Here is a 23,048-nt window from a genome sequence, read left to right on the forward strand (position 1 = left end):
GCTTGCAGAACTCGCGGCGCTGGCGCGTTCGCTCGCCGGTTCGCGCGAGCGCCGGCTAGAGACCTGCATGCAGGGCGATGCCTTCCTCACCGCGATCGCGAGCGCCTGGCCCTGCACCCCGGTCAGCGCATGGCAGGCGAAGCGTGCGGGACTGGATGGCGAGGAAGCAACGCCCTATCCGGTCGCCGTCGGCATGGCAGGGCGGGGCCATGCGCTGCCGTTGCAGGCCTTGCTTGAAGCCTATCTCGCGGGCTTCCTCGGGAATCTCGTCTCCGCCGCGATCCGTCTCGGCGCCATCGGTCAGACTGACGGGCAGCGTATCATCGCGGGCCTGCTTCCCGGCCTGCCGGCGCGCGCCGTCACCCTGATCAGCACGCATGACGATGAGGGCCTTGATGAGAGCCTCGGCGGCTGCGTCTTCGCCTCGGATCTCGGGGCGATTTGCCACGAAACCCAGTATACGCGTCTGTTTCGCTCCTGATCAGCTGGCGGGAACGGCGAAGACGGCGATGCAATCCCCCGGCTTGACGAGCCCCGGCACATGGCGGGCCATCACGATCCCGTCGCGGCGCGCATGGCAGGACAAGGGCATGCGCCCGGAGCGCCCGAACGGATAAATACGCGCGACGACATCGCCGCACGCGACCCGATCGCCGAGGGTCACCAGCGGTTCGATCAGCCCTTCCTCCTCGCTGACGAGAAAGCAATCGCCGTCGGGCATGTCGAGCCAGATCGTTTCCGGCCAGGCCGCCTGTGTGGTTACGCCTTCATCCCCGGCGAGAATCCCCGCATGGGCGAGAAAGCCGCGCAGGCCGCGCTTGGCGATCGCGATGCTGTCCGGTGTCGCGGTGCCGGCCCCGCCGAGCTCCGTCGTGACGAAGGTCTTGCCCATCGCCTCAGCGGTGGTGTCGAACATGCCCACCGCATCCATCTCGATCATCTGCAGCGCGTATGGCGCGCCGAAGGCTGCCACGGCTTCCCTGCAGCGCGCTTCGAGCGCCTTGTCGGGCAGGATGTGGCAGGCGGCCAGCGGCAGGAAATCCAGCGTCCTGCCGCCGGAATGAAAATCGAGCACGCAATCGGCCAGCGGCAGCAGATGGCGCGTGACGTAATCGGCGATCTTCTGCGTCGGCGTGCCGTCCGGGCGACCGGGAAAGAGCCGGTTGAGATTGCCTCCGTCGATCGGTGAGGTGCGCGTGCCGGCGCGGAAGGCGGGGGCATTCATGGCCGGGAGGATGATGATCCGCCCGGTGATCTGCGCGGGGTCGAGCGCGGCCGCGAGATCATGCAGGGCGATCGGCCCCTCATATTCATCCCCGTGATTGCCGGCGGTGACGAGCGCTGTCGGGCCGGCGCCGTTGCGGATCACGCTGATCGGAATCATCACCGCGCCCCAGGCGGAATCGTCACGGCTCCAGGGCAGGCGCAGGAAACCGTGTTGCGCGCCGTCGCGCGCGAAATCAAGGTCGCAGCTGATCGGGGATGGGTGCAGGCTGTTGGTCATCGCTGCGGTTTCATTCCTTGATGAAGAGTTCGCGCGGGACGTTGGCGAGGCATTCCACCCCGGTTTCGGTGATCAGGATGCTCTCGGTGATCTCGAGCCCCATATCGGCCAGCCAGAGCCCGCTCATGAAGTGGAAGGTCATGCCCGGTTCGAGCACGGTGCGGTCGCCCGAGCGCAGGCTCATGGTGCGCTCGCCCCAGTCGGGCGGATAGCTCAGCCCGATGGAATAGCCGGTGCGGTTGTCCTTGATGATGCCGTAGCGCTCCAGCACACTGAAGAAGCCGAAGGCGATATCCTCGCAGGTCATGCCCGGGCGCGCATTCTCGAGCCCCGCCTCCATGCCTTCGAGCACGGCCTTCTCCGCATCCCGGAAGGCCGGCGGCGGCTTGCCGAGGAAGACCGTGCGCGAGAGCGGACAATGATAGCGGTTCACGCAGCCAGCAATCTCGAAGAAGGTCCCCTCCCCGGCCCGCAGGGGCTGATCGTTCCAGGTGAGATGCGGCGCGGCGGCATCAGGTCCCGACGGCAGCAGCGGCACGATGGCGGGATAGTCGCCGCCCGTTTCCGAAACCCCGCGTATCCCGACATCGTAGATCTCGGCCACGAGATCGCATTTGCGGATACCCGGCTCGGCCTTTTCCAGGATGCGCTGGTGCATCGCCTCTACGATCCGCGCGGCCTTGCGCATGAAGCCGATCTCGGCCTCGCTCTTGATCGCCCGGTTCCAGTTTACCAGCGCGGTGGCATCGAGGAAGAGCGCATTGGGCAGATGCGTGGTCAGTGCGGCATAAGCGGCGGCGGTAAAATAGTAATTGTCGAGTTCGACCCCGATGCGCGCCTTGTCGAAGCCACGCGATTCGATGATCGCGGCCAGCAGATCCATCGGATGATGGTCGGTGGATTGCACATAGTGATCGGGATAGGAGAGTATGTTGTCATCCTGCAGATAGGCCGTGCGGCGTGCACCGGCGGCATCCTGCAGGCGACCGTACCAGACCGGCTCCCCCTCATGCGAAACGAGGACACATTGGTGAACGTAGAAGGACCAGCCATCGTAACCTGTGAGCCAGGCCATGTTGGAGGGATCGCTGACGATCAGCAGATCAAGCTCCTGCTCAGCCATGGACGCACGGGTCCGGGCCAGCCGCGCGGCGTATTCCGTGCGGCTGAATTTCAGATGCGCATCGCTCATGCTCGCTCCGATACGCTTCGCGCCCGGTCCGCCCGGACGGATGCTGCGACTCGTGAATGGGGACAGTGTGGCGCCCGGATGCAGCGATGACAAGCGTCAAGCTCGACACCTATGATCTGCGTATTCTCGCCACCGTGGCGCGCCGGGGAAGGATCACCAAGCGTGCCCTCGCCGAAGCCGTAGGATTGTCACCGACGCCCTGCTGGACACGTCTCGCGCGGCTGGAGAAGGCCGGGCTGATCACCGGCTATCATGCCCGCATCGCCCCCGATGCTTTCGGCCCGCTCACCACGGTGATGCTGGAAGTCACCCTGCGCAGCCACACGCGCGCGGATTTCGAGCGATTCGAATCCGTCATCTGTGCCGATCCGCGGGTCACGGCCTGCTGGTCGCTGGGAGGCGGAATCGATTATCTCCTGCGCATCGCCGTGCGCGATATCGGCGAATACCAGGATATCATCGACGCCTGGCTTGCCCGGGATCTGGGGATCGATCGCTATTTCACCTATATCGTTACCAAGGTGGTCAAGCAGGACGAAGCCTTCGTGCCGCCACCGGGGATGCTTTCATGATTGCGGCAGGAAAACCGACCGCATTCCCCCATGCACCCATGGATCAACATGCGCCTCCTCGCCATCAGTGACCTGCATCTCGCGCATGCGACCAACCGCGAAGCGCTGGACGCGCTGCCGGCGTATCCGCAGGACTGGCTGATCGTCGCCGGCGATGTCGCCGAGAAGCCGGAAACCGTGGCGGGCGCCCTCGCCGCGCTTGCCGCACGGTTTGCCCGCGTGATCTGGGTGCCCGGCAATCACGAGCTCTGGACGAGCGCGCCGGAAGGCGGTCGCCCGGCGCTGGCAGGTGACACAAAATATCATGCACTGGTTGAAATCGCCCGCAGCGCCGGGATCGACACGCCGGAAGATCCCTGGCCGGTCTGGGAGGGCGCGGGCGGCCCGTGCCTTATCGCGCCCTTGTTTCTGCTCTATGATTACAGCTTCCGCCCGCCCGGTCTCGCGAGAGAGGATGTCGTCGCGTGGGCACGCGAGGGCCGCGCCGTCTGCGCCGACGAGATCCGGCTCGATCCTGCCCCTTACGCGTCGCGCGAGGAGTGGTGCGCCGCGCGTGTCTCCCTGAGCGGCGGGTGGCTCGAAGCGCGCCCGCACGGGCTGCCCACGATCCTTGTCAATCACTATCCGCTGCGCGCCGATCTCATCCACATTCCCCGGATCCCGCGCTTCACGCCCTGGTGCGGCACGCGCGCGACGCATGACTGGCACCGGCGCTTCGATGCGCGTGTCGCGATCAGCGGCCATCTGCATGTGCGCCGCAGCGATATCCGCGACGGCACGCGTTTCGAGGAGGTCTCACTCGGCTATCCGAAACAATGGCAGCCCCGACGCGGCATCGCGCCCTATCTGCGCCAGATTCTCCCCTGAGCCGCCTCAGCGCGGCTCGAGGCAGGCGCGGGCGAGCGCGACAAAGGCGCGGGCGCGGTGCGAGAGCGCGTTGTCGGGCGCGGCGAGCCAGTCGATCCCGTGCTTTTCCTCCGCGCTCATCTCGCCGAAGGAAAGCTTTGAACTCTGCGGCACGAAGATCGGATCATAGCCGAAACCCTTCTCGCCGCGCGGCGGCCAGACGACCTCGCCATGCACCCGCCCCTCGAAGATCTCCTCGTGCCCATCGGGCCAGGCGACGACGAGGGCGGAGACGAAGTAAGCCCGCCGCTGCTCTGGCGTGGTCGCGCCACGCTTTTGCAATTCCCGCTCGACCTTCTCCATGGCCGGGGCGAAGTCCTTGTCGACGGCCCAATCGGCAGAGAAAAGCCCCGGCGCGCAATCGAGCGCGGCGACGCACAGGCCGGAATCGTCGGAGATCGCCGGCAGACCCGTCGCCTTGGCCGCCGCATGCGCCTTGATCGCGGCATTTTCGGAAAACATGTGCCCGGTCTCATCCGGTACCGGCAATCCGCGCTCCCCGGCCGATGTCGCCTCGATCCCGAAAGGCGCGAGCAATTCGCGCATCTCGCGCAGCTTGCCGGCATTGTGGGTGGCGATGATGATGGTTCCGGAGAGCTTGCGGGCCATGGAATTTCCCTCGGGATGTCTGCGTGATGAAGATGCGGGCGCCGCTGCCTTCAGACGGGCGACCAGGTCGCCGGCTTCTCCGAGCGGATCGCATCGCCTCGGGTTTCCTCGATGGTGCCGGACAAGGCCCGCAGGGCCTCGGTAACACCCGCTCCCGTGGCCGAGGAGAGCAGCAGCGGGTTCTTGCCGCAGGCGCGGCGCAGGCGGTCGCGCTGCTTCTTCAAGGTATCCGGGTCGAGCGCATCGGTCTTCGACAGGGCCACGATCTCGGGCTTGTCGGCCAGCCCGTGCTCATAGGCCTCGATCTCTTCGCGCACGGTTTTATATGCCTTGCCGGCATGCTCGCTGGTGCCCTCGACCAGATGCAGAATGACACGGCAGCGCTCGACATGGGCGAGGAAGCGGTCACCCAGCCCCACGCCCTCATGCGCGCCCTCGATCAGACCGGGGATATCGGCGAGGACGAACTCGCGCCCGTCAATGCGCACCACGCCGAGGCCGGGATGCAGGGTGGTGAAGGGGTAATCCGCGATCTTGGGCTTGGCCGCCGTGACCGTGGCGAGAAAGGTCGATTTGCCGGCATTCGGCAGGCCAACCAAGCCCGCATCGGCGATCAGCTTGAGCCGCAGCCAGATCCAGCGCTCCTCGCCATCCTGACCGGAATTGGCCCTGCGAGGGGCACGGTTGGTCGAGGAGACGAAATGCGCGTTGCCGAAACCGCCATTGCCGCCGCGTGCGAGCCTGATGCGCTGGCCAATCTCCGTGAGATCGGCAATCACCGTCTCGCCATCCTCGTCGAGGATCTGCGTACCGGCCGGCAGCTTGAGCACCACGTCGTCGCCCGAAGCGCCGGTGCGGTTGCGGCCCATGCCGTGCACGCCCTTCTGTGCCTTGAAATGCTGCTGGTAGCGGTAGTCGATCAGCGTGTTCAACCCCTCCACGCATTCCGCCCAGACATCGCCGCCGCGCCCGCCATCGCCACCGTCGGGCCCGCCGAACTCGATGTATTTCTCGCGCCGGAACGAGACACAGCCCGCCCCGCCATCGCCGGAGCGGATGAATATCTTTGCCTGGTCGAGAAACTTCATCGTCTTTGTCTTTACTATGCGAACCGCCCCGGACGGGCCGGGGCGGTGGAGGGTGGCTTGCGCCATTACGCTTATTCCGCCGCTTGCGGCAGATCGTTTTCAGTGCCCGCGCGCGCCGTCAAGCCCCGAAGGAGCGATTGCGACGCGCGCAGCGGCTTTTCCTGCTGGGCCTGCGCCTCCTGCCGCCATTGCGCCCGCGTTATCCGGAAAGTGTCGACACCGTCACCGGGGGCCCGTTCGAAGCCGCATTTGGCCAGAACCCGCCGGGAGGCAGGATTGTCGAGGGCAGCGCGCGCCTTCAGCACCTGCGTATCCGCGAAACGGAAGGCAGCATCACGCATGGCTTCTACGGCTTCGGTCATGAAGCCCTCGCCCCAAAAGGGACGGCCGATCCAGAAGGCGAGCTCCGACCCACCGGCATCCCGGTCGGGAAACACCCCGATCACGCCGATCGGCATGGTCTGGCGCGCCTTCGGTGCGATGGCGAGCGTCAACCCAGCCCCCTCCATGTTGGCATGGCGCGCGGAGAGGATGAAACCATCTGCGCCGTCATGCGGATAGGCATGCGGCAGCTTGGTCATCATGTCCGCTACCTCTTTGGCCGCAGCGAGATCCTGCACGGCTCGGGCGTCGCCATGGCGCGGCCAGCGCAGCCAGAGGCGGGCGGTTTCGAGACGGAAGACGTCATCACGGGTCAGGTCGGGGAACATGCATTCAGCTCCGATCTCGCGGGATCCGGAATTTCCGGGGAATCCGTTTGAAAACGACGAAGGGGAGGTGGTGTTCCACCTCCCCCGGGGTCTTTCGGAGCTCTCTGGCAGGGCATTGTGCCGCATCTGGAGCTTTCGACCGCCGGGGGGTGGTGGGACCCGGCGGGAGCTCCTTCGTCGGACTTTGCTCTCGCCGGTTTACTCTGCGGCCTCCTGGGCCGGTAGTACGGATACGATCGATCGGCCGAGTTTCTTGCCGAACTGCACGCGCCCTTCACAGAGCGCGAAGATCGTATGATCCTTGCCGAGGCCAACATTCACCCCCGGATGCACCTTCGTGCCCCGCTGGCGAATGATGATGTTGCCGGCCGCGACGCGCTCGTTGCCGAATTTCTTCACGCCGAGACGGCGACCTTCGGAATCGCGACCGTTACGGGACGAGCCGCCTGCCTTTTTGTGTGCCATGGGTCTACTCCCCTCAATGATACTTGCGTGTGACGCCCGGTGGCGGTCGCGTCTTACGCGGATTTCTCTTCAGCGGCGGCATCCCCGGCAGCCTCGGCCTCGGCGGGGGCCTTCTTCGCGGCGGTCTTCTTCACTGTCGCCTTCTTGCCCGAGGGCTTGGCCCCGTCGGCGAGAATCTCGGTGATGCGCAGGGTGATCAGATCCTGGCGGTGACCGCGCTTGCGCTTCGAATTCTGGCGGCGACGCTTCTTGAAGGCGATGACCTTCGGGCCGCGGGTCAGCTCGACCACCTCGGCGACGACGGAGGCGCCCTCGACCGTGGGCGCACCGACCTTCACGTCATCGCCATTGGCCAGCATCAGCACTTCGGTGATCGTGACGCTCTCACCCGCAGCGGCGGGAAGGCGCTCGACCGTAATGACATCATCGGCGGCGACGCGGTACTGCTTGCCGCCGGTCTTGATCACTGCGAACATCGTTTTTTTCCTCGTGTTCGATCCGGCTCTCCGGCGGCATTCGACCGTCGGGGCCGGCTTCTTTGCAGTTTCCGGCTATCGTGAATGCGCACCACCGAAGCGGCGCACGGCGCATGCAAAACACCTCAGTTTTGCTGAAGCGCCGTGGCTACGACAAGTGGCTCGCGTTGTCAAGATGCGCGCCGGTCCTGCCCGCAGGCTCGGCGTGCCGCCCGATCAGGTGCTCTCGAGATCCTTGCTCCATTCACCGAGCGAGGCCAGCCCGTTCATCTTGGCGCGATGCGCAAAGGCCTTCTGTGCGGCGGGGATATTCTCCTTCTTGCCGGACCAGGCCTTCTGCGGCGCGGCCTGGAGGGCACGGCCATAGGAGAAGGTCATGTTCCAGGGGAAGCCACCGATCCTGTTCATGGCGTCGAGATGCGCCGTGGCCTGCGCGTCGGACTGGCCGCCCGAGAGGAAAGCGATGCCCGGCACCGCGACGGGGACGCAGCGCTCCAGCACCATGATGGTGCGCTCGGCGACCTCCTCGACTGAAACCTGCTTCGCGCTCTTCTTGCCCGGTACGATCATGTTCGGCTTGAGAATGGTGCCTTCGAGCACGACACGCTGCTCGTAGAGCTCCTCATAGACCGTCTTGAGCACCCATTCGGTGACATCGGCGCAACGCTGCATGTCGTGATCGCCATCCATCAGCACTTCCGGCTCGACGATCGGGACGATATTCGCCTCCTGGCAGAGCGCAGCGTAGCGCGCGAGCGCATGCGCGTTGGTCTTGACGCAGGTCCAGGTCGGGATGCCGTCGGCGATATCGATCACAGCGCGCCATTTGGCGAAGCGGGCGCCGAGCGCGTAATAATCCTTCAGGCGATCGCGCAGACCGTCGAGGCCCTCCGTCACGGTCTCACCGGGGCAGGCGGGGAGCGGCTTGGCGCCGGCATCGACCTTGATGCCGGGAATCGAGCCCGCCGCCTCGATCAGCTTGACCAGCGGGGTGCCGTCGGCGGCCTTCTGGCGGATGGTCTCGTCATAGAGGATAACGCCGGAAATATTTTCCTTCATCGCGGAATCGGTGCGAAACAGCATTTCGCGGTAGTCGCGGCGGGTTTCTTCAGTGGATTCCACGTTGATCGCGTCGAAGCGCTTCCTGATCGTGCCCGAGCTCTCGTCAGCGGCGAGAATGCCCTTGCCGGGCGCGACCATCTTTTCGGCGATATCGGTCAGTTGATCCAGATTCATCACGTTTCATCCCCTCATATAGCGAAAACAGCGCCGGGAACCGGCATCAACTCTTGCGCAAGGCCGCGACACCGGGAAGCGCCTTGCCTTCCAGCCATTCGAGGAAGGCGCCGCCTGCGGTCGAGACATAGGTGAACGCGTCGGCCACGCCGGCATGGTTGAGCGCGGCGACCGTATCGCCGCCGCCGGCGACCGTGACGATCGCCTTCGCCTCCGTGCGCCTTGCGGCATAGCGCGCGGCATCCACGGTCCCCTTGTCGAACGGCTTGATCTCGAACGCACCCAGCGGCCCGTTCCAGACGATGGTGCGCGAATCGCTCATCGCCGCCTTGACCCGCTCCACCGAGGCGGGGCCGAGATCAAGGATCATCCCGTCTTCCGGAATGGTGTCGATCATATGGACATTGCTGGCGGCACCGGCCTTGAATTCCTTTGCGACCACGGCGTCGACGGGCAGGATGATCTCGCAGCCCGCCTCCTGCGCCCGCGCCATGATCTTTTGCGCGCTCTCCGAGAGATCGCGTTCGGCCAGCGACTTGCCCACGGCGATGCCCTTGGCGTGCAGAAAGGTATTGGCCATGCCGCCGCCGATCACGAGCTTGTCGACCCGACCGACGAGATTCTCCAGAAGGTCGATCTTGGTGGAGACCTTGGCGCCGCCGACGACGGCACAGACGGGACGCGTCGGCTTTTCCAGCCCCTTGGTCAGGGCCTCCAGCTCCTTCTGCATGGCGCGGCCCGCATAGGCCGGGAGCAGATGGGCGAGGCCCTCTGTCGAGGCATGGGCGCGATGGGCCGCCGAGAAGGCGTCATTGACGTAGAGATCGCCGTTTGCGGCGAGCGCCTTGGCGAAGTCCGGGTCGTTCTTCTCCTCGCCTTCGTGAAAGCGGGTGTTTTCCAGAAGCACGATCTCGCCGTCATCCAAGGCATCAATGGCTGTCTTGGCCGCCTCGCCGATGCAATCATCGGCGAAGGTCACCTTGCGGTCGAGTACCTTGCCCACCGCTTCCGCGACCGGGGCGAGGCTTTCGCCCTCGACGCGCTTGCCCCTGGGGCGTCCGAAATGCGCCAGCAGCACCACACGCCCGCCCTTGCCGGCGATTTCGCGAATGGTCCCCGCGACGCGCTCGATCCGCGTCTTGTCGGTGACCTTGCCGCCCTCCGTCGGCACGTTGAGATCGACGCGCAACAATACGCGCTTGCCCTGAAACGAGACGTCGTCGAGGGTCTTGAAATCGCTCATCAACAGGGCTCCGGAATATCAACGGGAAAGGGAATCAGACCGCAACACGACACCGGGCGACGCGCAGGCCGCCCGGTGCGTTGACGGGATCAGAGGGTCTTGCCCATCAGCACGGCGGTGTCAGCCATGCGGTTGGAGAAGCCCCATTCATTGTCGTACCAGGAAACGACACGCACCAGCTTGCCGCCCGTCACCTTGGTCTGATCCATGTGGAAGACCGAGGAATGCGGGTCATGGTTGAAATCGATGGACACGTTGGGCTCGAGCGTATAGCCGAGCACGCCCTTCATCGGGCCGTCCGCCGCCTTCCTGATCGCGTCGTTGATCTCGTCGATGGTGGTCTCGCGCGCGGCGACGAATTTCAGATCGACCACCGAGACGTTCGGCGTCGGCACGCGGATCGCGGCCCCGTCGAGTTTGCCGTCGAGTTCCGGCAGGACGAGGCCCACCGCCTTGGCAGCGCCCGTCGAGGTCGGGATCATCGAGACCGCCGCCGCACGCCCGCGATACAGATCCTTGTGCATCTGGTCGAGGGAGGGCTGGTCGTTGGTATAGGAATGGATCGTGGTCATGAAACCGTGCTCGATCCCCACCGCATCGTTAAGCACCTTGGCCACCGGCGCGAGGCAGTTGGTGGTGCAGGACGCGTTCGAGATGACGAGGTGATCCTTCGTCAGCTTGTCGTGGTTGACGCCATAGACCAGCGTCAGATCCGCCCCCGATGCCGGCGCGGAGACGATCACGCGCTTGGCGCCCGCTTCCAGATGCGCCGCCGCCTTGTCGCGGGCGGTGAAGATGCCGGTGCATTCGAGCGCGATATCGACGCCGAGCTCCTTGTGGGGCAATTCGGCGGGATTGCGCACCGCCGTCACCTTGATCGGGCCGGAGCCGACATCGATGGTGTCGCCATCGACCTTGACCTCGCCCGGATAGCGACCATGCACCGAATCATAGCGCAGAAGATGCGCATTGGTCTCGACCGGGCCGAGATCGTTGATGGCGACGACCTTGATATCCGTGCGCCCGCTCTCGGCGATGGCGCGCAGGATGTTGCGCCCGATGCGCCCGAAGCCATTAATGGCAACCTTAACCGTCATGACGTCAATCTCCCTGTCAAATCTGTCTCAACCGCGTCGCGCTCAACCGGCCCTCAGCCGTTGTGGCGCGCCGTCACCGCATCCGCCAGCTTCTCCGGCGTGATGCCGAAATGCTGGTAGAGATCCTTGTAGGGCGCGCTCGCACCGAAACTCGCCATACCGACGAAGATTCCATCTTCTCCGATCACGGCGTCCCAGCCGAAACGCACGCCGGCTTCCACCGCTGCCCGGACCGGCGCCTTGCCGATGATCCGGGCACGCACTTCATCCGGCTGCGCCAGGAACAGATCGAGCGCAGGCACCGAGACAACGCGCGTCGGCGTTCCGCGTTCATCCAGAATCGCCTTCGCCTGCAAGGCGATCTCAACCTCGGAACCGGAGGCGAACAGGGCCGCCTGCGCCTCGCCTTCCGCCGCCGCGATCTCGTAGGCCCCGGCGGCGCACAGATTATCCGCCCCGCCCGTCGCACGCGATTGGGAGAGACCCTGACGGGTAAGAGCCAGAATGCTCGGCCCGTCCGTGCATTCCAGCGCGAGCTGCCAGCATTCCGCCGTCTCGATCGCGTCGCAGGGACGGAACACGCTGATATTGGGCATGCCGCGGAAGGCGGAGAGATGCTCCACCGGCTGGTGCGTCGGGCCGTCCTCGCCCAGCCCGATCGAATCATGCGTCATGATATAGACCGAGGGCAGCCCCGAAAGCGCGGCGATGCGGATCGCCGGGCGGGCGTAATCGGTAAAGACGAAGAAGGTCGCACCGGCGGGGCGCAGCCCCCCATGCAGGGCAATGCCGTTCATCGCCGCCGCCATGCCGTGCTCGCGGATGCCGTAATGAATATAGCGACCGGCGAAATCGCCGGGTTTCACCGGCACGGCAGCCTTGGTCTTGGTGTTGTTCGACGGCGTCAGGTCGGCGGAGCCCAGCGTCAGTTCGGGCATGACCGGGGTGATCGCCTCCAGTGCCATCTCGCTGGCCTTGCGGGTGGCGACCTTGGCCGGCTCGGCGGCCAGCCTGTCCTTGAGCGCCGTGACGGCACCGGCGAGCCCGGCGGGAACCGTGCCCTTCAGGCGCCGCTCGAATTCGGCGCGCGCAGACGATTCCAGCTTGCCGATCCGGGCCTGCCAGTCAGCGCGTGCCTGTGCACCGCGACGACCGGCCTCTTCCCAGGCCTGCTTGATCTCCTGCGGGATTTCGAAGGGCGCGTGCGGCCAGCCAAGCGCCTTCTTCGCGCCCTCCATCTCCTCGGCGCCGAGCGGCTCGCCATGGGCCTTGGAGGTGCCTGCGCGGTTGGGGGCGCCGTAGCCGATCGTGGTCTTGCAGGCGATCAGGACCGGGCGGTCGGAGGCCTTGGCCTCCGCGATGGCCTGCGAAATCGCCTCCGGATCGTGCCCGTCGACGCGGATACCGCGCCAGCCCGAGGCCTCGACGCGCTTGATCTGGTCGGTGGAATCGGCGAGCGAGAGCGGCCCGTCGATGGAGATGCCGTTATCGTCGAAAAGAACGATCAGCCGGTTGAGCTTCAGATGCCCGGCCAAGGCGATCGATTCCTGGCTGACGCCCTCCATCAGATCACCGTCGGAGGCCAGAACATAGGTGTGGTGGTCGACGAGATCGGCGCCGTATTCGGCGGCGAGCATGCGCTCGGCCAGAGCCATGCCGACAGCGGTGGCGATGCCCTGCCCGAGCGGGCCGGTGGTGGTCTCGACGCCCGGTGTGACGAAATTCTCCGGATGGCCCGGCGTCAGCGAATGCAGCTGGCGGAAATTCTTCAGCTCGTCGATGGTCACACCCTTCACGCCGGTCAGGTGCAACAGCGCATAGAGCAGCATCGAGCCGTGGCCGGCAGAGAGCACGAAACGATCGCGATCGGGCCAGGCGGGATCGGTCACGTCGTATTTGAGATGCTGCGTAAAGAGAACCGTGGCGATATCGGCGGCGCCCATGGGCAGGCCGGGATGGCCGGATTTGGCTTTCTCGACGGCATCCATGGCGAGAGCGCGCACGGCATTGGCCATCTGCGAATGGGAGACGGGCGTCGAAGAGGTCTGGTCGGTCACTGGTTCGCTATCCGTTTGCTCGCGTGGCGCGGCGCATCCGGTGCTGCCGCCTGATCCTCGCAGATCGCGGCGCTCGAAAATCGCGGCGCTGCAAGGCGTGCGGGGTGATTAGCATGGCCGGGGCGCGAGTCAACGCCGCGCGCACGAAAAGCGCCCCTGCGCGCACGAAATCGGCCGCAGCGGCGCGTATGCCGTCCGCGAACTGCCGGGATGGGGATAGCACGCATGCGGTCTCGCCGCACGCGCGCGGTGACCCGGCGGTTCGCGTGTCTATGCTGTCGATGAAAAATAATGGGAGGAGCGACCATGGAACGGGTTCTGATCACCGGCGGCGCATCAGGCATCGGCGCAGCCTGCGCAGCACGGGCGCGCGAAGACGGTTATACGCCTATCGTCATCGATCGCGTCGGCGGCGACATCAACGCCGATCTGTCCGATCCGGAGGCGACGGCACACGCGCTGGTGAAAGCGCTGGAAAGCGGTCCGATCACGCGACTCGTCAACAATGTCGGCGTGGTCCGCCCCGCAACCCTCGAAGAACAGACCTTCGAAGATCTCGACGCCACGGTGCAGCTCAATCTGCGCTGCGCCATGCAATGCGCGCAGGCGCTGCTACCGGGCATGAAGGCGGCGGGATTTGGGCGCATCGTCAACATTGCCTCGCGCGCGGCCCTGGGCAAGGAATTGCGCACCGCCTATGCCGCGACCAAGGCCGGGCTGATCGGCATGGCCAAGACCTGGGCGCTGGAGCTCGGCCCGCACGGCATCACCGCCAACGCGATCGGCCCCGGCCCGATCCGCACGGAACTGTTCGAACGCGCCAACCCGCCCGGCGATCCGCGCACCCAGGCGATCATCGATGCTGTGCCGGTGCGCCGTGTCGGCGAGCCGGAGGATATCGCCCATGCGGCGAGCTACCTGCTCGACGCCCGCTCCGGCTTCATCACCGGGCAGGTGCTCTATGTCTGCGGCGGCATGACGGTGGGCTCGGCGAGTTTGTGAGGGGCTGAAGCCTGCATTGGCGTCGGTGACGGGGCTCCAGACAGGAATTTCCTTCCGATGAGAATTTCCGCTTGGCATGGAGGCGGCGCGTTCGATATAACGGACCCGGCGTTTGAATGAAGGAACACGGCCATGGTCCAGCCACGCATGAATGCGATCCTCTCCGGCATGCCGACGACGATCTTCGAGGAAATGTCGCGCGTCGCCCGCGAGACCGATGCGGTCAATCTCGGCCAGGGCTTTCCCGATGATCCGGGCCCGCGTGATGTGCGCGAGCGTGCGGCCCAGGCGGTGATCGAGGGCTGGAACCAATATCCGCCCATGCTCGGCCTGCCCGTCCTGCGCGAGGCCATCGCGGCGCATTACAAGCATTGGCAGGGGCTCGATCTCGATCCGGCCACCGAAGTGATGGTCACCTCCGGCGCCACCGAGGCTCTGGCCGGGGCGCTGATGGCGCTGATCGAACCGGGCGACGAGGTGGTTCTGTTCGAGCCGATGTACGACGCCTATCTGCCGCTGGTGCGCCGCGCCGGCGGTGTGCCGCGCTTCGTCACCCTGCAGCCGCCGCATTTCGCCATCACCGAGGAAGCGCTGGCCGGGGTCTTTTCGGAGAAGACCAAGGTCGTTCTGTTCAACAACCCGCTCAATCCGACGGGCACGGTGTTTCCCGCCGCGCAGCTCGATCTGCTGGCGCGCTATTGCGTCGCTTTCGATGCGATTGCCCTGTGCGACGAGGTCTGGGAGCACATCGTCTTCGACGGATTGCAGCATCTGCCGCTGATCGTGCGTCCCGGCATGCGCGATCGCACCGTGAAGATCGGCTCCGCCGGCAAGATCTTCAGCCTCACCGGCTGGAAGGTCGGCTTCGTCTGCGCCCAGCCCGAGATCCTGAAGGTGCTGGCGAAAGCCCACCAGTTCCTCACCTTCACCACACCGCCCAACCTGCAGGAGGCGGTGGCTTACGGATTATCGAAGGAAGACGGGTTCTTCCACGGTCTGCGCCGCGACCTGCAACGCTCGCGCGATTTCTTCACCGCCGGGCTGGAGCGGCTCGGCTATCGCGTGATCCCGGCACAGGGGACCTATTTCCTCAATATCGATATCGGCGAGGAGGATGACGTCGCCTTCTGCCGGCGGCTGGTCAGCGAATACGGTGTGGCGGCGATTCCCGTCTCGGCCTTCTATGCCGAGGGCGCGGTGCGCAATGTCGTGCGCTTCTGCTTCGCCAAACGCGACGCGACCCTCGATGCCGCGCTCGCGCGCTTGCAGGGTCTGGGCGTCGACGCCGCCTGAGAGGGTGGCGACATGCTGCCGTCGGGAGGCTGCGGAGCCCCTGCCGGAACTTTGCCCCGAGCCCGCCCGATGCCGGTCCGGAAACCGTCGCGCTTTCGCCGCAAAGCCGGGCGAAAGCCATGCTGTTGCAGTTTCACGACAAAGTGACTGCCGCAAGGCTTGCGGGAAACACTTCATCAAGGTTGATGAAATCTTCGCTTAACGTCTTCACGCTACAACAGCCGCGACGCCCCATCGGACCTGCGTCAAGGAGTCGGTCTCGTCATGTTTGCTTCCATCACCCTGTCGCGCGGCCTGCGTATCGCCGCGCTCTTCGCCCTCGGTCTGACACTCGCCGCCTGTGCGCGCGGTGCGGAGGACATCGCCGGTGCCGGCGGTTTCGGCGCTGGCGGGGCCGGAACGCCCGGCTCGACGCAGGATTTCACCGTCAATGTCGGTGACCGCGTCTTCTTCGACACGGATTCGACCGATCTGAATGCCAGCGCCATCGCCACGCTGAACCAGCAGGCCGAATGGCTGCAGCGCTACCCGCGCTATACCTTCCTGATCGAGGGTCATGCCGACGAGCGTGGCACCCGCGAGTACAATTTCGCCCTCGGCGCCCGCCGCGCACAGACCGTGCGCGATTATCTGGCCTCGCGCGGCGTCGATGCCGATCGCATGCGCGTGGTCTCCTACGGCAAGGAGCGCCCCGTCGTCGCCTGCGCCGAACCGGGCTGCTGGGCCCAGAACCGCCGCGCCGTGACCTTGCTCGACGGTGCTGCGGGTTCCTGATCAGGCATGACGCCCCGGGCGCGAATGCATGCCCGGGGCTCTCTAAAAGGCGGTACGCGCGCGCAAGGCCGCCCCGAGCGTGCCCTCATCGAGATAATCGAGCTCGCCGCCCACGGGCACCCCGTGGGCGAGCCGGGTGATCTTCACCGGCAGGTGGCGCAGGGAATCGGTGAGATAATGCGCTGTGGTCTGCCCGTCGACGGTGGCGTTGAGGGCGATGATGATCTCCTCGACGCCCGGCTCGGATGCACGCGCGACGAGGCCGGCAATGCTGAGCTCTTCCGGGCCGATGCCGTCCAGGGGCGAGAGCACGCCGCCGAGCACGTGATAGCGCGCATTCAGGATGCCGGCGCGCTCGAGCGCCCACAGATCGGCGACATCCTCCACTACCACGATGATGCGGACATCGCGTTCCGTATCGGCGCAGATGGCGCAGGGGTCGCTGGTGTCGATATTGCCGCAGACCGAGCATGTGACGATCCGCTCTGCCGCCGCGCGCGTGGCTTCCGCCAGCGGGGTCAGCAATTGCTCGCGCTTCTTGACCAGATGCAGCGCCGCACGCCGGGCCGAGCGGGGCCCGAGCCCGGGAAGGCGCGCGAGCAACTGGATCAGGCGCTCGATTTCGGGCCCGGCAGAGGCTTTCGGCATGGCGTTGGCACGTGCCTCAGAACAGCTTCATGCCCGGAGGCAGCGGCAGGCCCTCGGTGATCTCGGCCATGCGCTCCTGCACCTGACGCTCGCCCTTGGCCCGGGCGTCGTTGACGGCTGCGACAACGAGATCCTCGACGATTTCCTTCTCATCCGCATTCATCAGGCTGGCATCGATGGAGACGCCGCGCATCATGCCCTTGGCGCTCATCGTCACCTTGACCGCGCCGCCGCCGGCCTGGCCCTCGACCTCGATCTCGTCCATCTCCGCCTGCATCGACTGCATGCGTTCCTGCATGGCCTGTGCCTGCTTCATCAAACCCATCAGATCCTTCATCGCGATTCTCCGCCTGCGCCGCGAACGGCCCTCGGGACAGCTATACGCGCTCGCGCCGGGCCGGTCGAGGGGGCGCGAGGCCGCGCCGGGGGGCGCCAGGGGGTATTGCAAAGGCATGTTATGACGCTTCGGCGAAAGAAAGCTGTTGAACCTGTGCTCCGAGCATGGTTCGTCAGGGCTTGAGACCGTGAAAAAGTCGTGATCCATGATTAGATTAAGCGTAAGCGAATCAGACGAAGCGCCCGCCGGGCAGCGCAGTTGCGCGGATGCTTCCCAGGGAAAGATTGATGGCTGAACCAGCAGTATCACCCAATGACGACGCCTATGGCGCGGAATCGATCAAGGTCCTCAAGGGGCTCGACGCGGTCCGCAAACGTCCCGGCATGTATATCGGCGACACCGATGACGGCTCGGGCCTGCATCACATGGTCTATGAGGTGGTGGACAACGCCATTGACGAGGCGCTGGCGGGCCACGCCACGGAGGTCAACGTCATTCTCAATGCCGATGGTTCGGTCACGGTCAACGACAACGGGCGCGGCATTCCCACCGACATTCACAAGGGTGAGGGCATCTCGGCCGCCGAGGTGATCATGACCCAGCTGCATGCAGGCGGCAAGTTCGACCAGAACAGCTACAAGGTCTCCGGCGGCCTGCACGGGGTGGGCGTCTCGGTCGTGAATGCGCTTTCCACCTGGCTGAAGCTGCGCATCTGGCGCAACGGCAAGGAGCATTTCGTCGAATTCCGTCACGGTGTGCCGGTCTCGCCGCTCATCGTGGTCGGGGATGCCGAGGGCAAGCGCGGGACGGAGCTCACCTTCCTGGCCAGCCCCGAAACCTTCACCATGACGGAATACGACTACGACACGCTGGAGCACCGCCTGCGTGAACTCGCCTTCCTGAACTCCGGCGTTCACATCATCCTCACCGACAACCGCCACGCGGAAAAGAAGCGTGAGGACATGATGTATGAGGGCGGCGTCGTGGAATTCGTGCGCTATCTCGACCGGGCCAAGCAGCCGCTCGTGTCGGAGCCCTTGATGCTGCGGGCCGAACGCGACGGGATCGGTGTCGAGGTTGCGCTGTGGTGGAACGACAGCTACCACGAAAACGTGCTCTGCTTCACCAACAACATTCCCCAGCGCGATGGCGGCACCCATCTGGCGGGTTTTCGCGGTGCTCTGACGCGCCAGATGACGAGCTATGCGGAGAGCTCGGGCCTGACCCGGAAGGAAAAGGTCTCCCTCACCGGCGACGATTGCCGCGAGGGGCTCACCGCCGTGGTCTCGGTGAAGGTGCCCGATCCGAAATTCTCCTCCCAGACCAAGGACAAGCTGGTCTCCTCGGAAGTCCGCCCGGCGGTGGAGAACGGCGTCAACGAAGCCCTGCGCGACTGGCTGGAGCTCAACCCGCAGGAAGCGCGGATCATCATCGGCAAGATCGTCGAGGCCGCCGCCGCCCGCGAGGCGGCGCGCAAGGCCCGCGAGCTGACACGGCGCAAGGGCGCGCTCGACATCGCCTCCCTGCCCGGCAAGCTCGCCGATTGCCAGGAGCGCGACCCGGCCAAATCCGAACTCTTCATCGTCGAGGGTGATTCGGCAGGCGGCTCGGCCAAGCAGGGCCGCGCGCGCGAGTATCAGGCGGTGCTGCCGCTCAAGGGCAAGATCCTCAATGTCGAGCGCGCGCGTTTCGACAAGATGCTCTCATCGCAGGAGATCGGCACGCTGATCACGGCGCTGGGCACCGGCATCGGGCGCGAGGAGTTCAATCCCGACAAGCTGCGCTATCACAAGATCATCATCATGACGGATGCCGATGTCGACGGCGCCCATATCCGCACCCTGCTCCTGACCTTCTTCTTCCGCCAGATGCCGCAACTGATCGAACGCGGGCATCTCTACATCGCCCAACCGCCACTCTACAAGGTCTCGCGCGGCAAGAATGCGATCTACGTCAAGGACGAGCGTGCGCTCGAGGATTACCTGATCGATCTCGGCACCGTCGAAGCCAGCCTCGATCTCGCCAGCGGCACCTCCTTCCAGGGCCAGCAGCTGGTGAAGCTGGTCGAGGAGGCGCGCATCGTGCGCAACACCATCCGCGCCCTGCATTCGCGCTATTCGCATTTCGTCGTCGAGCAGGCGGCGATCGCGGGTGTTCTGCGCGCCGACATCGTCGACGATCCCGAGCGCGGGCCCCAGGCGGCGGAATATGTCGCCAGACGCCTCGATATCCTCTCGGAAGAGACCGAGCGCGGCTGGCAGGGGCGCATCGAGAATGGCGGCTATGTCTTCACCCGCATGGTGCGCGGCGTGACCGAGGCCCAGGTGCTCGATGCCGCCCTGCTTGAATCGCAGGAGGCCAAGCGGATCGACGAATTCGCCACCACCCTGCAGGAAGTCTACGGCCAGCCGGCGAAGCTCGTGCGCAAGGGCGATGCCAAGGCGATCTACGGCCCGATGGCCCTGTTCGAGGCCGCCACCAGCTTCGGCGCGCGTGGCGTCAATCTGCAGCGTTACAAGGGTCTGGGCGAGATGAACCCGGATCAGCTCTGGGAGACGACGCTCGATCGCGATGCGCGCTCACTGCTGCAGGTGAAGGTCAAGGACGTGGCGGATGCCGATGATCTCTTCGTCAAGCTGATGGGCGACGTGGTCGAGCCGCGCCGCGAATTCATCCAGGACAACGCGCTCACCGTGGCCAATCTCGACATCTGACGGCGCATCGCGCCCGACATGACGAACCGGTCGCTCTTCCCCGGCAGAGCGACCGTCGGCGTTGCACAGACGGTCGGCCTCGAACCGGCGGCCCGGGCCTCCTGTCATGGCGCCCGTGCAACACCGCAAGTGGCGTCGATCTTGCCTGAATCGCATTCTGACGGCGCCGATGACGCAAAAGCGTCGTGAAACCATGCTTTGAAGGCATGAACGGCAGCAGGATGCTGCGGGAAGAGGCAACACATGGTCAATTTTCAGAAGAACGCCGAGCGCGCACAGATCCTTGACCGGATGACCGGCGCGGGGATCGCACAGGCCACGGGCGGGATCGCGCCGACGGCGCTGATCAATGCCTGGACGGATTGGGCCCTGCATTTCGCGCTTTCGCCCGGCAAACAGGCCGATCTGATCGACAAGGCATGGCGTGACGCATCCCGCCTTGCCCTCGGGGTGCAGCCCGAATCCGCGATGAGCGCTGACCGGCGCTTCGCCGCTGCGCCCTGGGACGATGCGCCATTTCGCCTGATGCGTGACAGTTTCCTCGCCAGCGAAGAATGGTGGCGCGCAGCGACCACGCAGACGCGCGGTGTGGCGCCGCAGAATGAAGCCATGCTGAGCTTCATGGTCAGGCAGATGCTCGATACGGTCGCGCCGTCGAATTTCATTCCACTGAACCCTGAGGTGCTCGCCCGCACCCGCGAGACCGGTGGCTCGAATTTCGTCGAGGGCGCCCTGCATGCCATCGAGGATGCGACCCGCGCGGTGCAGGCAAAGGCAGATGCGGCATCGGAGACCGGCGATTTCCGTGTCGGCGAAACCATGGCCGCGACACCGGGCAAGGTGGTGGCGCGCAACCGTCTGATGGAGTTGATCCAGTACACCCCGACCACGGAAAAGGTGCATCCGGAGCCGGTGATGATCGTCCCGGCCTGGATCATGAAATACTACATCCTCGACCTGACACCCCAGGAATCGCTGGTGCGTTACCTCGTCGATCAGGGCTTCACCGTTTTCATGCTGTCCTGGCGCAATCCGGATGCCGATGATCGCGATTGCGGCATGGCGGATTACCTTGATCTGGGCCCGCGCGCGGCGCTCGACGCGATCACCGCGATCACGGGGGCCGAACGCGTGCATGCGGCGGGCTATTGTCTGGGCGGCACGCTGATGGCGATTGCCGCAGCCGCCATGGCGCGGGACGGGGATGAACGCCTCGCCTCACTCTCACTCTTCGCCGCCCAGACGGATTTCACCGAAGCGGGCGAACTGACCCTGTTCATCACCGAGGGGCAGGTGGCGCTGCTCGAGGACATGATGTGGCGTCAGGGTTATCTCGATTCGGGCCAGATGGCCGGCGCCTTCACAATGCTGCGCTCCAACGACCTGTTCTGGACGCGGATGGTGCGCGATTATCTGCTGGGCGAGCGCGTCAGCCCCAATGCGTTGATGGCCTGGAATGCCGATGCGACGCGCATGCCCTATGCCATGCATGCGCAATATCTGCGCTGGCTCTTCCTCGAGAACCGGCTCGCGCACGGGCGTTACGAGGTGGACGGGCGCCCGGTCGCACTCAATGATCTGCGCATCCCGGTCATCGGCGTCGGCACCGAGACGGATCATGTCGCTCCCTGGTCCTCGGTCTACAAGTTCCAGCGCCTGACCGAAACGCAGACGACCTTCATTCTCACCAATGGCGGCCATAATGCCGGGATCGTCTCGCGCCCCGACCATCCGCGCCGTCATTACCGCATCCATACCACCGAGCACGACGCCCCCTTCGTCGATGCGCAGAGCTGGATGGAGCAGGTGCCGGTCCGGCAGGGCTCGTGGTGGCCGGCCTGGGCGAAATGGCTTGCCGCGCGTTCCACAGAACCCGTTACGCCACCCGCGACCGGCGCTCCGGAGAACGGCTATCCGCCGCTTTGCGATGCGCCGGGAACCTACGTGCTGCAACGCTGAACAAGGGGGCCTGCGCGGCCCTCCCCGGCAACGACGCGCCGCACCCGGATTCAGTTTGCCGCGCGCAATCTCTCGTGCAATTCCTTGCAGTTGGGGCAGAAACGCGGCCAGACCGATGCCGGAACATCCGCGCAATCGGCCGCACCGGACCGGCGCAAGGTCATATCTGCCACGCGCGTATCAAGCCAGCCAGCACAATCACGGCCCTGCCCGCAATCACCACAGACCACCGGCAGCGCCGGTGTGCCGTCGAGATCGGTCATGGCGTAGCCGAGGCTGCGCAGCATGTCGTCAAGATAATCGCGGTGGGCAGCAACCCGCCGCGTCAGATAATCATCCATGGCCTTACCCGCATGCCGCGTGTCCGATATCCGCCCGCGGGGGCCGGGCTCGAGAGCGACACATGATCACGGGGCAGCGCCCCGCGCATTGATCCTGCGCAAGCGCGGAAGCTGCGGGGCCGGTCGGCGACATCAGTCGGCGAGGCGCTCCGTCACCAGGGCGCGCAGGGCGTGCAGATCCTTGACGAAGGCGCGGATGCCCTCGGCGAGTTTCTCGGTGGCCATCGCATCCGCATTCAGGAGATAGCGGAAATGCGGCTCGTCCAGCCCGAGCCGTGCCGGGGCCTCGGCGATCGCGTCAGGCGACAGGCGCCGGGGCAGATCGCCGTCATCGGCGGCGAGTTCGTCGAGCAAGGCGGGCGAGATGGTCAGCCGGTCGCAGCCGGCCAGTGCCTCGATCTCGCCGGCATTGCGGAAGGAGGCGCCCATCACTACCGTGTCGATGCCATGCGCCTTGTAATAGGCGTAGATGGCGCGCACGGAGACCACCCCGGGATCGTCTTCGGGCGTATAGGGTCCGCCGCCGCGCGCCTTGTGCCAATCGAGAATGCGCCCGACGAAGGGCGATATCAGGAAGACGCCCGCATCGGCGCAGGCCGCCGCCTGGACCAGTGAGAAGAGCAGCGTGAGATTGCAGTCGACCCCCTCCTTCTGGAGGATTTCGGCAGCGCGGATGCCCTCCCAGGTCGCGGCGATCTTGATCAGGATGCGCTCGCGCCCGATGCCGCGCGCATCATAGGCCGCGATGATGGCGCGGGCCTTGGCGAGCGTGGCCTGCGTATCGAAGGAGAGATCGGCATCGACTTCCGTCGAGACCCGGCCCGG

Annotated in this window: 23 protein-coding genes; 8 read left to right on the top strand and 15 right to left on the bottom strand. The window is 65.5% G+C overall.

What is annotated here, in order from left to right:
• Positions 1-481, top strand: a 481-nt coding sequence (locus VKP01_RS16710) for an urease accessory protein UreF (RefSeq protein ID WP_324414284.1), incomplete at its 5' end; no start/stop codon positions are given.
• On the opposite strand, the gene doeB is transcribed toward VKP01_RS16710, so the two are convergent.
• Positions 482-1,504, bottom strand: a complete 1,023-nt coding sequence (doeB, locus tag VKP01_RS16715) for a N(2)-acetyl-L-2,4-diaminobutanoate deacetylase DoeB (protein ID WP_324414286.1) — start codon at positions 1,502-1,504, stop codon at positions 482-484.
• A gap of 10 nt (positions 1,505-1,514) precedes the next feature.
• On the bottom strand, positions 1,515-2,696 hold the full coding sequence (doeA, locus tag VKP01_RS16720; RefSeq protein ID WP_324414288.1) for an ectoine hydrolase DoeA: 1,182 nt from the start codon (positions 2,694-2,696) through the stop codon (positions 1,515-1,517).
• Between the two features lie 86 nt (positions 2,697-2,782).
• Here doeA and VKP01_RS16725 point away from each other — a divergent pair, with 86 nt between their 5' ends.
• Complete coding sequence (locus VKP01_RS16725; RefSeq protein WP_324414290.1) at positions 2,783-3,268, top strand: Lrp/AsnC family transcriptional regulator; 486 nt, start codon at positions 2,783-2,785, stop codon at positions 3,266-3,268.
• 30 nt (positions 3,269-3,298) lie between these two features.
• Positions 3,299-4,135, top strand: coding sequence for a metallophosphoesterase (locus tag VKP01_RS16730; protein ID WP_324414292.1), 837 nt, complete (start codon positions 3,299-3,301; stop codon positions 4,133-4,135).
• Positions 4,136-4,141: 6 nt separating this feature from the next.
• Here VKP01_RS16730 and rdgB read toward each other — a convergent pair whose 3' ends face one another.
• The 9 genes from rdgB to tkt form a co-directional block, all read right to left on the bottom strand.
• Positions 4,142-4,783, bottom strand: coding sequence for an RdgB/HAM1 family non-canonical purine NTP pyrophosphatase (rdgB, locus tag VKP01_RS16735; protein WP_324414294.1), 642 nt, complete (start codon positions 4,781-4,783; stop codon positions 4,142-4,144).
• 50 nt (positions 4,784-4,833) lie between these two features.
• Entirely contained in the window at positions 4,834-5,871 is a 1,038-nt protein-coding gene (obgE, locus tag VKP01_RS16740) for a GTPase ObgE (RefSeq protein ID WP_324414296.1), read from the bottom strand.
• Positions 5,872-5,942: 71 nt separating this feature from the next.
• The gene (locus tag VKP01_RS16745) at positions 5,943-6,581 is read right to left on the bottom strand and encodes a GNAT family N-acetyltransferase (RefSeq protein ID WP_324414298.1); all 639 of its coding nucleotides are present in this window, start codon (positions 6,579-6,581) and stop codon (positions 5,943-5,945) included.
• Positions 6,582-6,779: 198 nt separating this feature from the next.
• Complete coding sequence (gene rpmA, locus VKP01_RS16750; RefSeq protein ID WP_324414300.1) at positions 6,780-7,046, bottom strand: 50S ribosomal protein L27; 267 nt, start codon at positions 7,044-7,046, stop codon at positions 6,780-6,782.
• A 53-nt stretch (positions 7,047-7,099) separates the two neighbouring features.
• On the bottom strand, positions 7,100-7,522 hold the full coding sequence (gene rplU, locus VKP01_RS16755) for a 50S ribosomal protein L21 (RefSeq protein WP_324414302.1): 423 nt from the start codon (positions 7,520-7,522) through the stop codon (positions 7,100-7,102).
• Between the two features lie 216 nt (positions 7,523-7,738).
• On the bottom strand, positions 7,739-8,758 hold the full coding sequence (locus VKP01_RS16760; protein WP_324414303.1) for a class I fructose-bisphosphate aldolase: 1,020 nt from the start codon (positions 8,756-8,758) through the stop codon (positions 7,739-7,741).
• Positions 8,759-8,804: 46 nt separating this feature from the next.
• On the bottom strand, positions 8,805-10,001 hold the full coding sequence (locus tag VKP01_RS16765; protein WP_324414305.1) for a phosphoglycerate kinase: 1,197 nt from the start codon (positions 9,999-10,001) through the stop codon (positions 8,805-8,807).
• Between the two features lie 89 nt (positions 10,002-10,090).
• Positions 10,091-11,098 carry a type I glyceraldehyde-3-phosphate dehydrogenase gene (gene gap / locus VKP01_RS16770; protein WP_324414307.1) on the bottom strand — a complete coding sequence of 336 codons (1,008 nt, stop codon included), beginning with the start codon at positions 11,096-11,098 and terminating at the stop codon, positions 10,091-10,093.
• Positions 11,099-11,151: 53 nt separating this feature from the next.
• Positions 11,152-13,113, bottom strand: a complete 1,962-nt coding sequence (gene tkt / locus VKP01_RS16775; RefSeq protein ID WP_324414325.1) for a transketolase — start codon at positions 13,111-13,113, stop codon at positions 11,152-11,154.
• Positions 13,114-13,461: 348 nt separating this feature from the next.
• Between tkt and VKP01_RS16780 the strand changes: the two genes are divergently transcribed.
• From VKP01_RS16780 to pal, 3 genes are all read left to right on the top strand, one after another.
• Positions 13,462-14,157 carry an SDR family oxidoreductase gene (locus VKP01_RS16780; protein ID WP_324414309.1) on the top strand — a complete coding sequence of 232 codons (696 nt, stop codon included), beginning with the start codon at positions 13,462-13,464 and terminating at the stop codon, positions 14,155-14,157.
• Between the two features lie 132 nt (positions 14,158-14,289).
• Entirely contained in the window at positions 14,290-15,450 is a 1,161-nt protein-coding gene (locus tag VKP01_RS16785) for an aminotransferase (protein ID WP_414706601.1), read from the top strand.
• Between the two features lie 264 nt (positions 15,451-15,714).
• Positions 15,715-16,224, top strand: a complete 510-nt coding sequence (gene pal, locus VKP01_RS16790) for a peptidoglycan-associated lipoprotein Pal (RefSeq protein WP_324414312.1) — start codon at positions 15,715-15,717, stop codon at positions 16,222-16,224.
• Positions 16,225-16,266: 42 nt separating this feature from the next.
• On the opposite strand, the gene recR is transcribed toward pal, so the two are convergent.
• Together recR and VKP01_RS16800 are read right to left on the bottom strand one after the other, a co-directional pair.
• Complete coding sequence (gene recR, locus VKP01_RS16795) at positions 16,267-16,872, bottom strand: recombination mediator RecR (protein ID WP_324414314.1); 606 nt, start codon at positions 16,870-16,872, stop codon at positions 16,267-16,269.
• A gap of 16 nt (positions 16,873-16,888) precedes the next feature.
• Positions 16,889-17,209: a YbaB/EbfC family nucleoid-associated protein gene (locus tag VKP01_RS16800; RefSeq protein ID WP_074443819.1), complete on the bottom strand. Its 321-nt coding sequence runs from the start codon at positions 17,207-17,209 to the stop codon at positions 16,889-16,891.
• A gap of 287 nt (positions 17,210-17,496) precedes the next feature.
• On the opposite strand from VKP01_RS16800, the gene gyrB reads away from it, so the two are divergent.
• Both gyrB and VKP01_RS16810 read left to right on the top strand, forming a co-directional pair.
• Positions 17,497-19,923 carry a DNA topoisomerase (ATP-hydrolyzing) subunit B gene (gyrB, locus tag VKP01_RS16805; protein WP_324414317.1) on the top strand — a complete coding sequence of 809 codons (2,427 nt, stop codon included), beginning with the start codon at positions 17,497-17,499 and terminating at the stop codon, positions 19,921-19,923.
• Positions 19,924-20,166: 243 nt separating this feature from the next.
• Complete coding sequence (locus tag VKP01_RS16810; RefSeq protein ID WP_324414319.1) at positions 20,167-21,882, top strand: PHA/PHB synthase family protein; 1,716 nt, start codon at positions 20,167-20,169, stop codon at positions 21,880-21,882.
• A gap of 50 nt (positions 21,883-21,932) precedes the next feature.
• Here the strand turns inward: VKP01_RS16810 and VKP01_RS16815 are convergent, their stop codons facing one another.
• Both VKP01_RS16815 and VKP01_RS16820 read right to left on the bottom strand, forming a co-directional pair.
• Positions 21,933-22,223, bottom strand: coding sequence for a hypothetical protein (locus tag VKP01_RS16815; protein WP_324414321.1), 291 nt, complete (start codon positions 22,221-22,223; stop codon positions 21,933-21,935).
• A 132-nt stretch (positions 22,224-22,355) separates the two neighbouring features.
• Positions 22,356-23,048: transaldolase family protein (locus VKP01_RS16820; protein ID WP_324414323.1), on the bottom strand; the 693-nt coding region annotated here is incomplete at its 5' end.

Origin of the sequence: Saliniramus sp. (assembly GCF_035311605.1) — a bacterium.
Classification (GTDB): domain Bacteria; phylum Pseudomonadota; class Alphaproteobacteria; order Rhizobiales; family Beijerinckiaceae; genus Saliniramus.

What these genes read in the sequence shown, in the direction of transcription:
- VKP01_RS16745 (WP_324414298.1), bottom strand. Translation starts at nt 6,581, where the DNA reads ATGTTCCCCGACCTGACCCGTGATGACGTCTTCCGTCTCGAAACCGCC.
- VKP01_RS16780 (WP_324414309.1), top strand. Translation starts at nt 13,462, where the DNA reads ATGGAACGGGTTCTGATCACCGGCGGCGCATCAGGCATCGGCGCAGCC.
- VKP01_RS16730 (WP_324414292.1), top strand. Translation starts at nt 3,299, where the DNA reads ATGCACCCATGGATCAACATGCGCCTCCTCGCCATCAGTGACCTGCAT.
- VKP01_RS16785 (WP_414706601.1), top strand. Translation starts at nt 14,290, where the DNA reads ATGGTCCAGCCACGCATGAATGCGATCCTCTCCGGCATGCCGACGACG.
- pal (WP_324414312.1), top strand. Translation starts at nt 15,715, where the DNA reads ATGTTTGCTTCCATCACCCTGTCGCGCGGCCTGCGTATCGCCGCGCTC.
- obgE (WP_324414296.1), bottom strand. Translation starts at nt 5,871, where the DNA reads ATGAAGTTTCTCGACCAGGCAAAGATATTCATCCGCTCCGGCGATGGC.
- tkt (WP_324414325.1), bottom strand. Translation starts at nt 13,113, where the DNA reads ATGGCCAATGCCGTGCGCGCTCTCGCCATGGATGCCGTCGAGAAAGCC.
- VKP01_RS16765 (WP_324414305.1), bottom strand. Translation starts at nt 10,001, where the DNA reads ATGAGCGATTTCAAGACCCTCGACGACGTCTCGTTTCAGGGCAAGCGC.
- VKP01_RS16760 (WP_324414303.1), bottom strand. Translation starts at nt 8,758, where the DNA reads ATGAATCTGGATCAACTGACCGATATCGCCGAAAAGATGGTCGCGCCC.
- recR (WP_324414314.1), bottom strand. Translation starts at nt 16,872, where the DNA reads ATGCCGAAAGCCTCTGCCGGGCCCGAAATCGAGCGCCTGATCCAGTTG.
- VKP01_RS16810 (WP_324414319.1), top strand. Translation starts at nt 20,167, where the DNA reads ATGGTCAATTTTCAGAAGAACGCCGAGCGCGCACAGATCCTTGACCGG.
- gap (WP_324414307.1), bottom strand. Translation starts at nt 11,098, where the DNA reads ATGACGGTTAAGGTTGCCATTAATGGCTTCGGGCGCATCGGGCGCAAC.
- rdgB (WP_324414294.1), bottom strand. Translation starts at nt 4,783, where the DNA reads ATGGCCCGCAAGCTCTCCGGAACCATCATCATCGCCACCCACAATGCC.
- rplU (WP_324414302.1), bottom strand. Translation starts at nt 7,522, where the DNA reads ATGTTCGCAGTGATCAAGACCGGCGGCAAGCAGTACCGCGTCGCCGCC.
- gyrB (WP_324414317.1), top strand. Translation starts at nt 17,497, where the DNA reads ATGGCTGAACCAGCAGTATCACCCAATGACGACGCCTATGGCGCGGAA.
- VKP01_RS16725 (WP_324414290.1), top strand. Translation starts at nt 2,783, where the DNA reads ATGACAAGCGTCAAGCTCGACACCTATGATCTGCGTATTCTCGCCACC.
- rpmA (WP_324414300.1), bottom strand. Translation starts at nt 7,046, where the DNA reads ATGGCACACAAAAAGGCAGGCGGCTCGTCCCGTAACGGTCGCGATTCC.
- VKP01_RS16815 (WP_324414321.1), bottom strand. Translation starts at nt 22,223, where the DNA reads ATGGATGATTATCTGACGCGGCGGGTTGCTGCCCACCGCGATTATCTT.
- doeB (WP_324414286.1), bottom strand. Translation starts at nt 1,504, where the DNA reads ATGACCAACAGCCTGCACCCATCCCCGATCAGCTGCGACCTTGATTTC.
- doeA (WP_324414288.1), bottom strand. Translation starts at nt 2,696, where the DNA reads ATGAGCGATGCGCATCTGAAATTCAGCCGCACGGAATACGCCGCGCGG.
- VKP01_RS16800 (WP_074443819.1), bottom strand. Translation starts at nt 17,209, where the DNA reads ATGAAGGATCTGATGGGTTTGATGAAGCAGGCACAGGCCATGCAGGAA.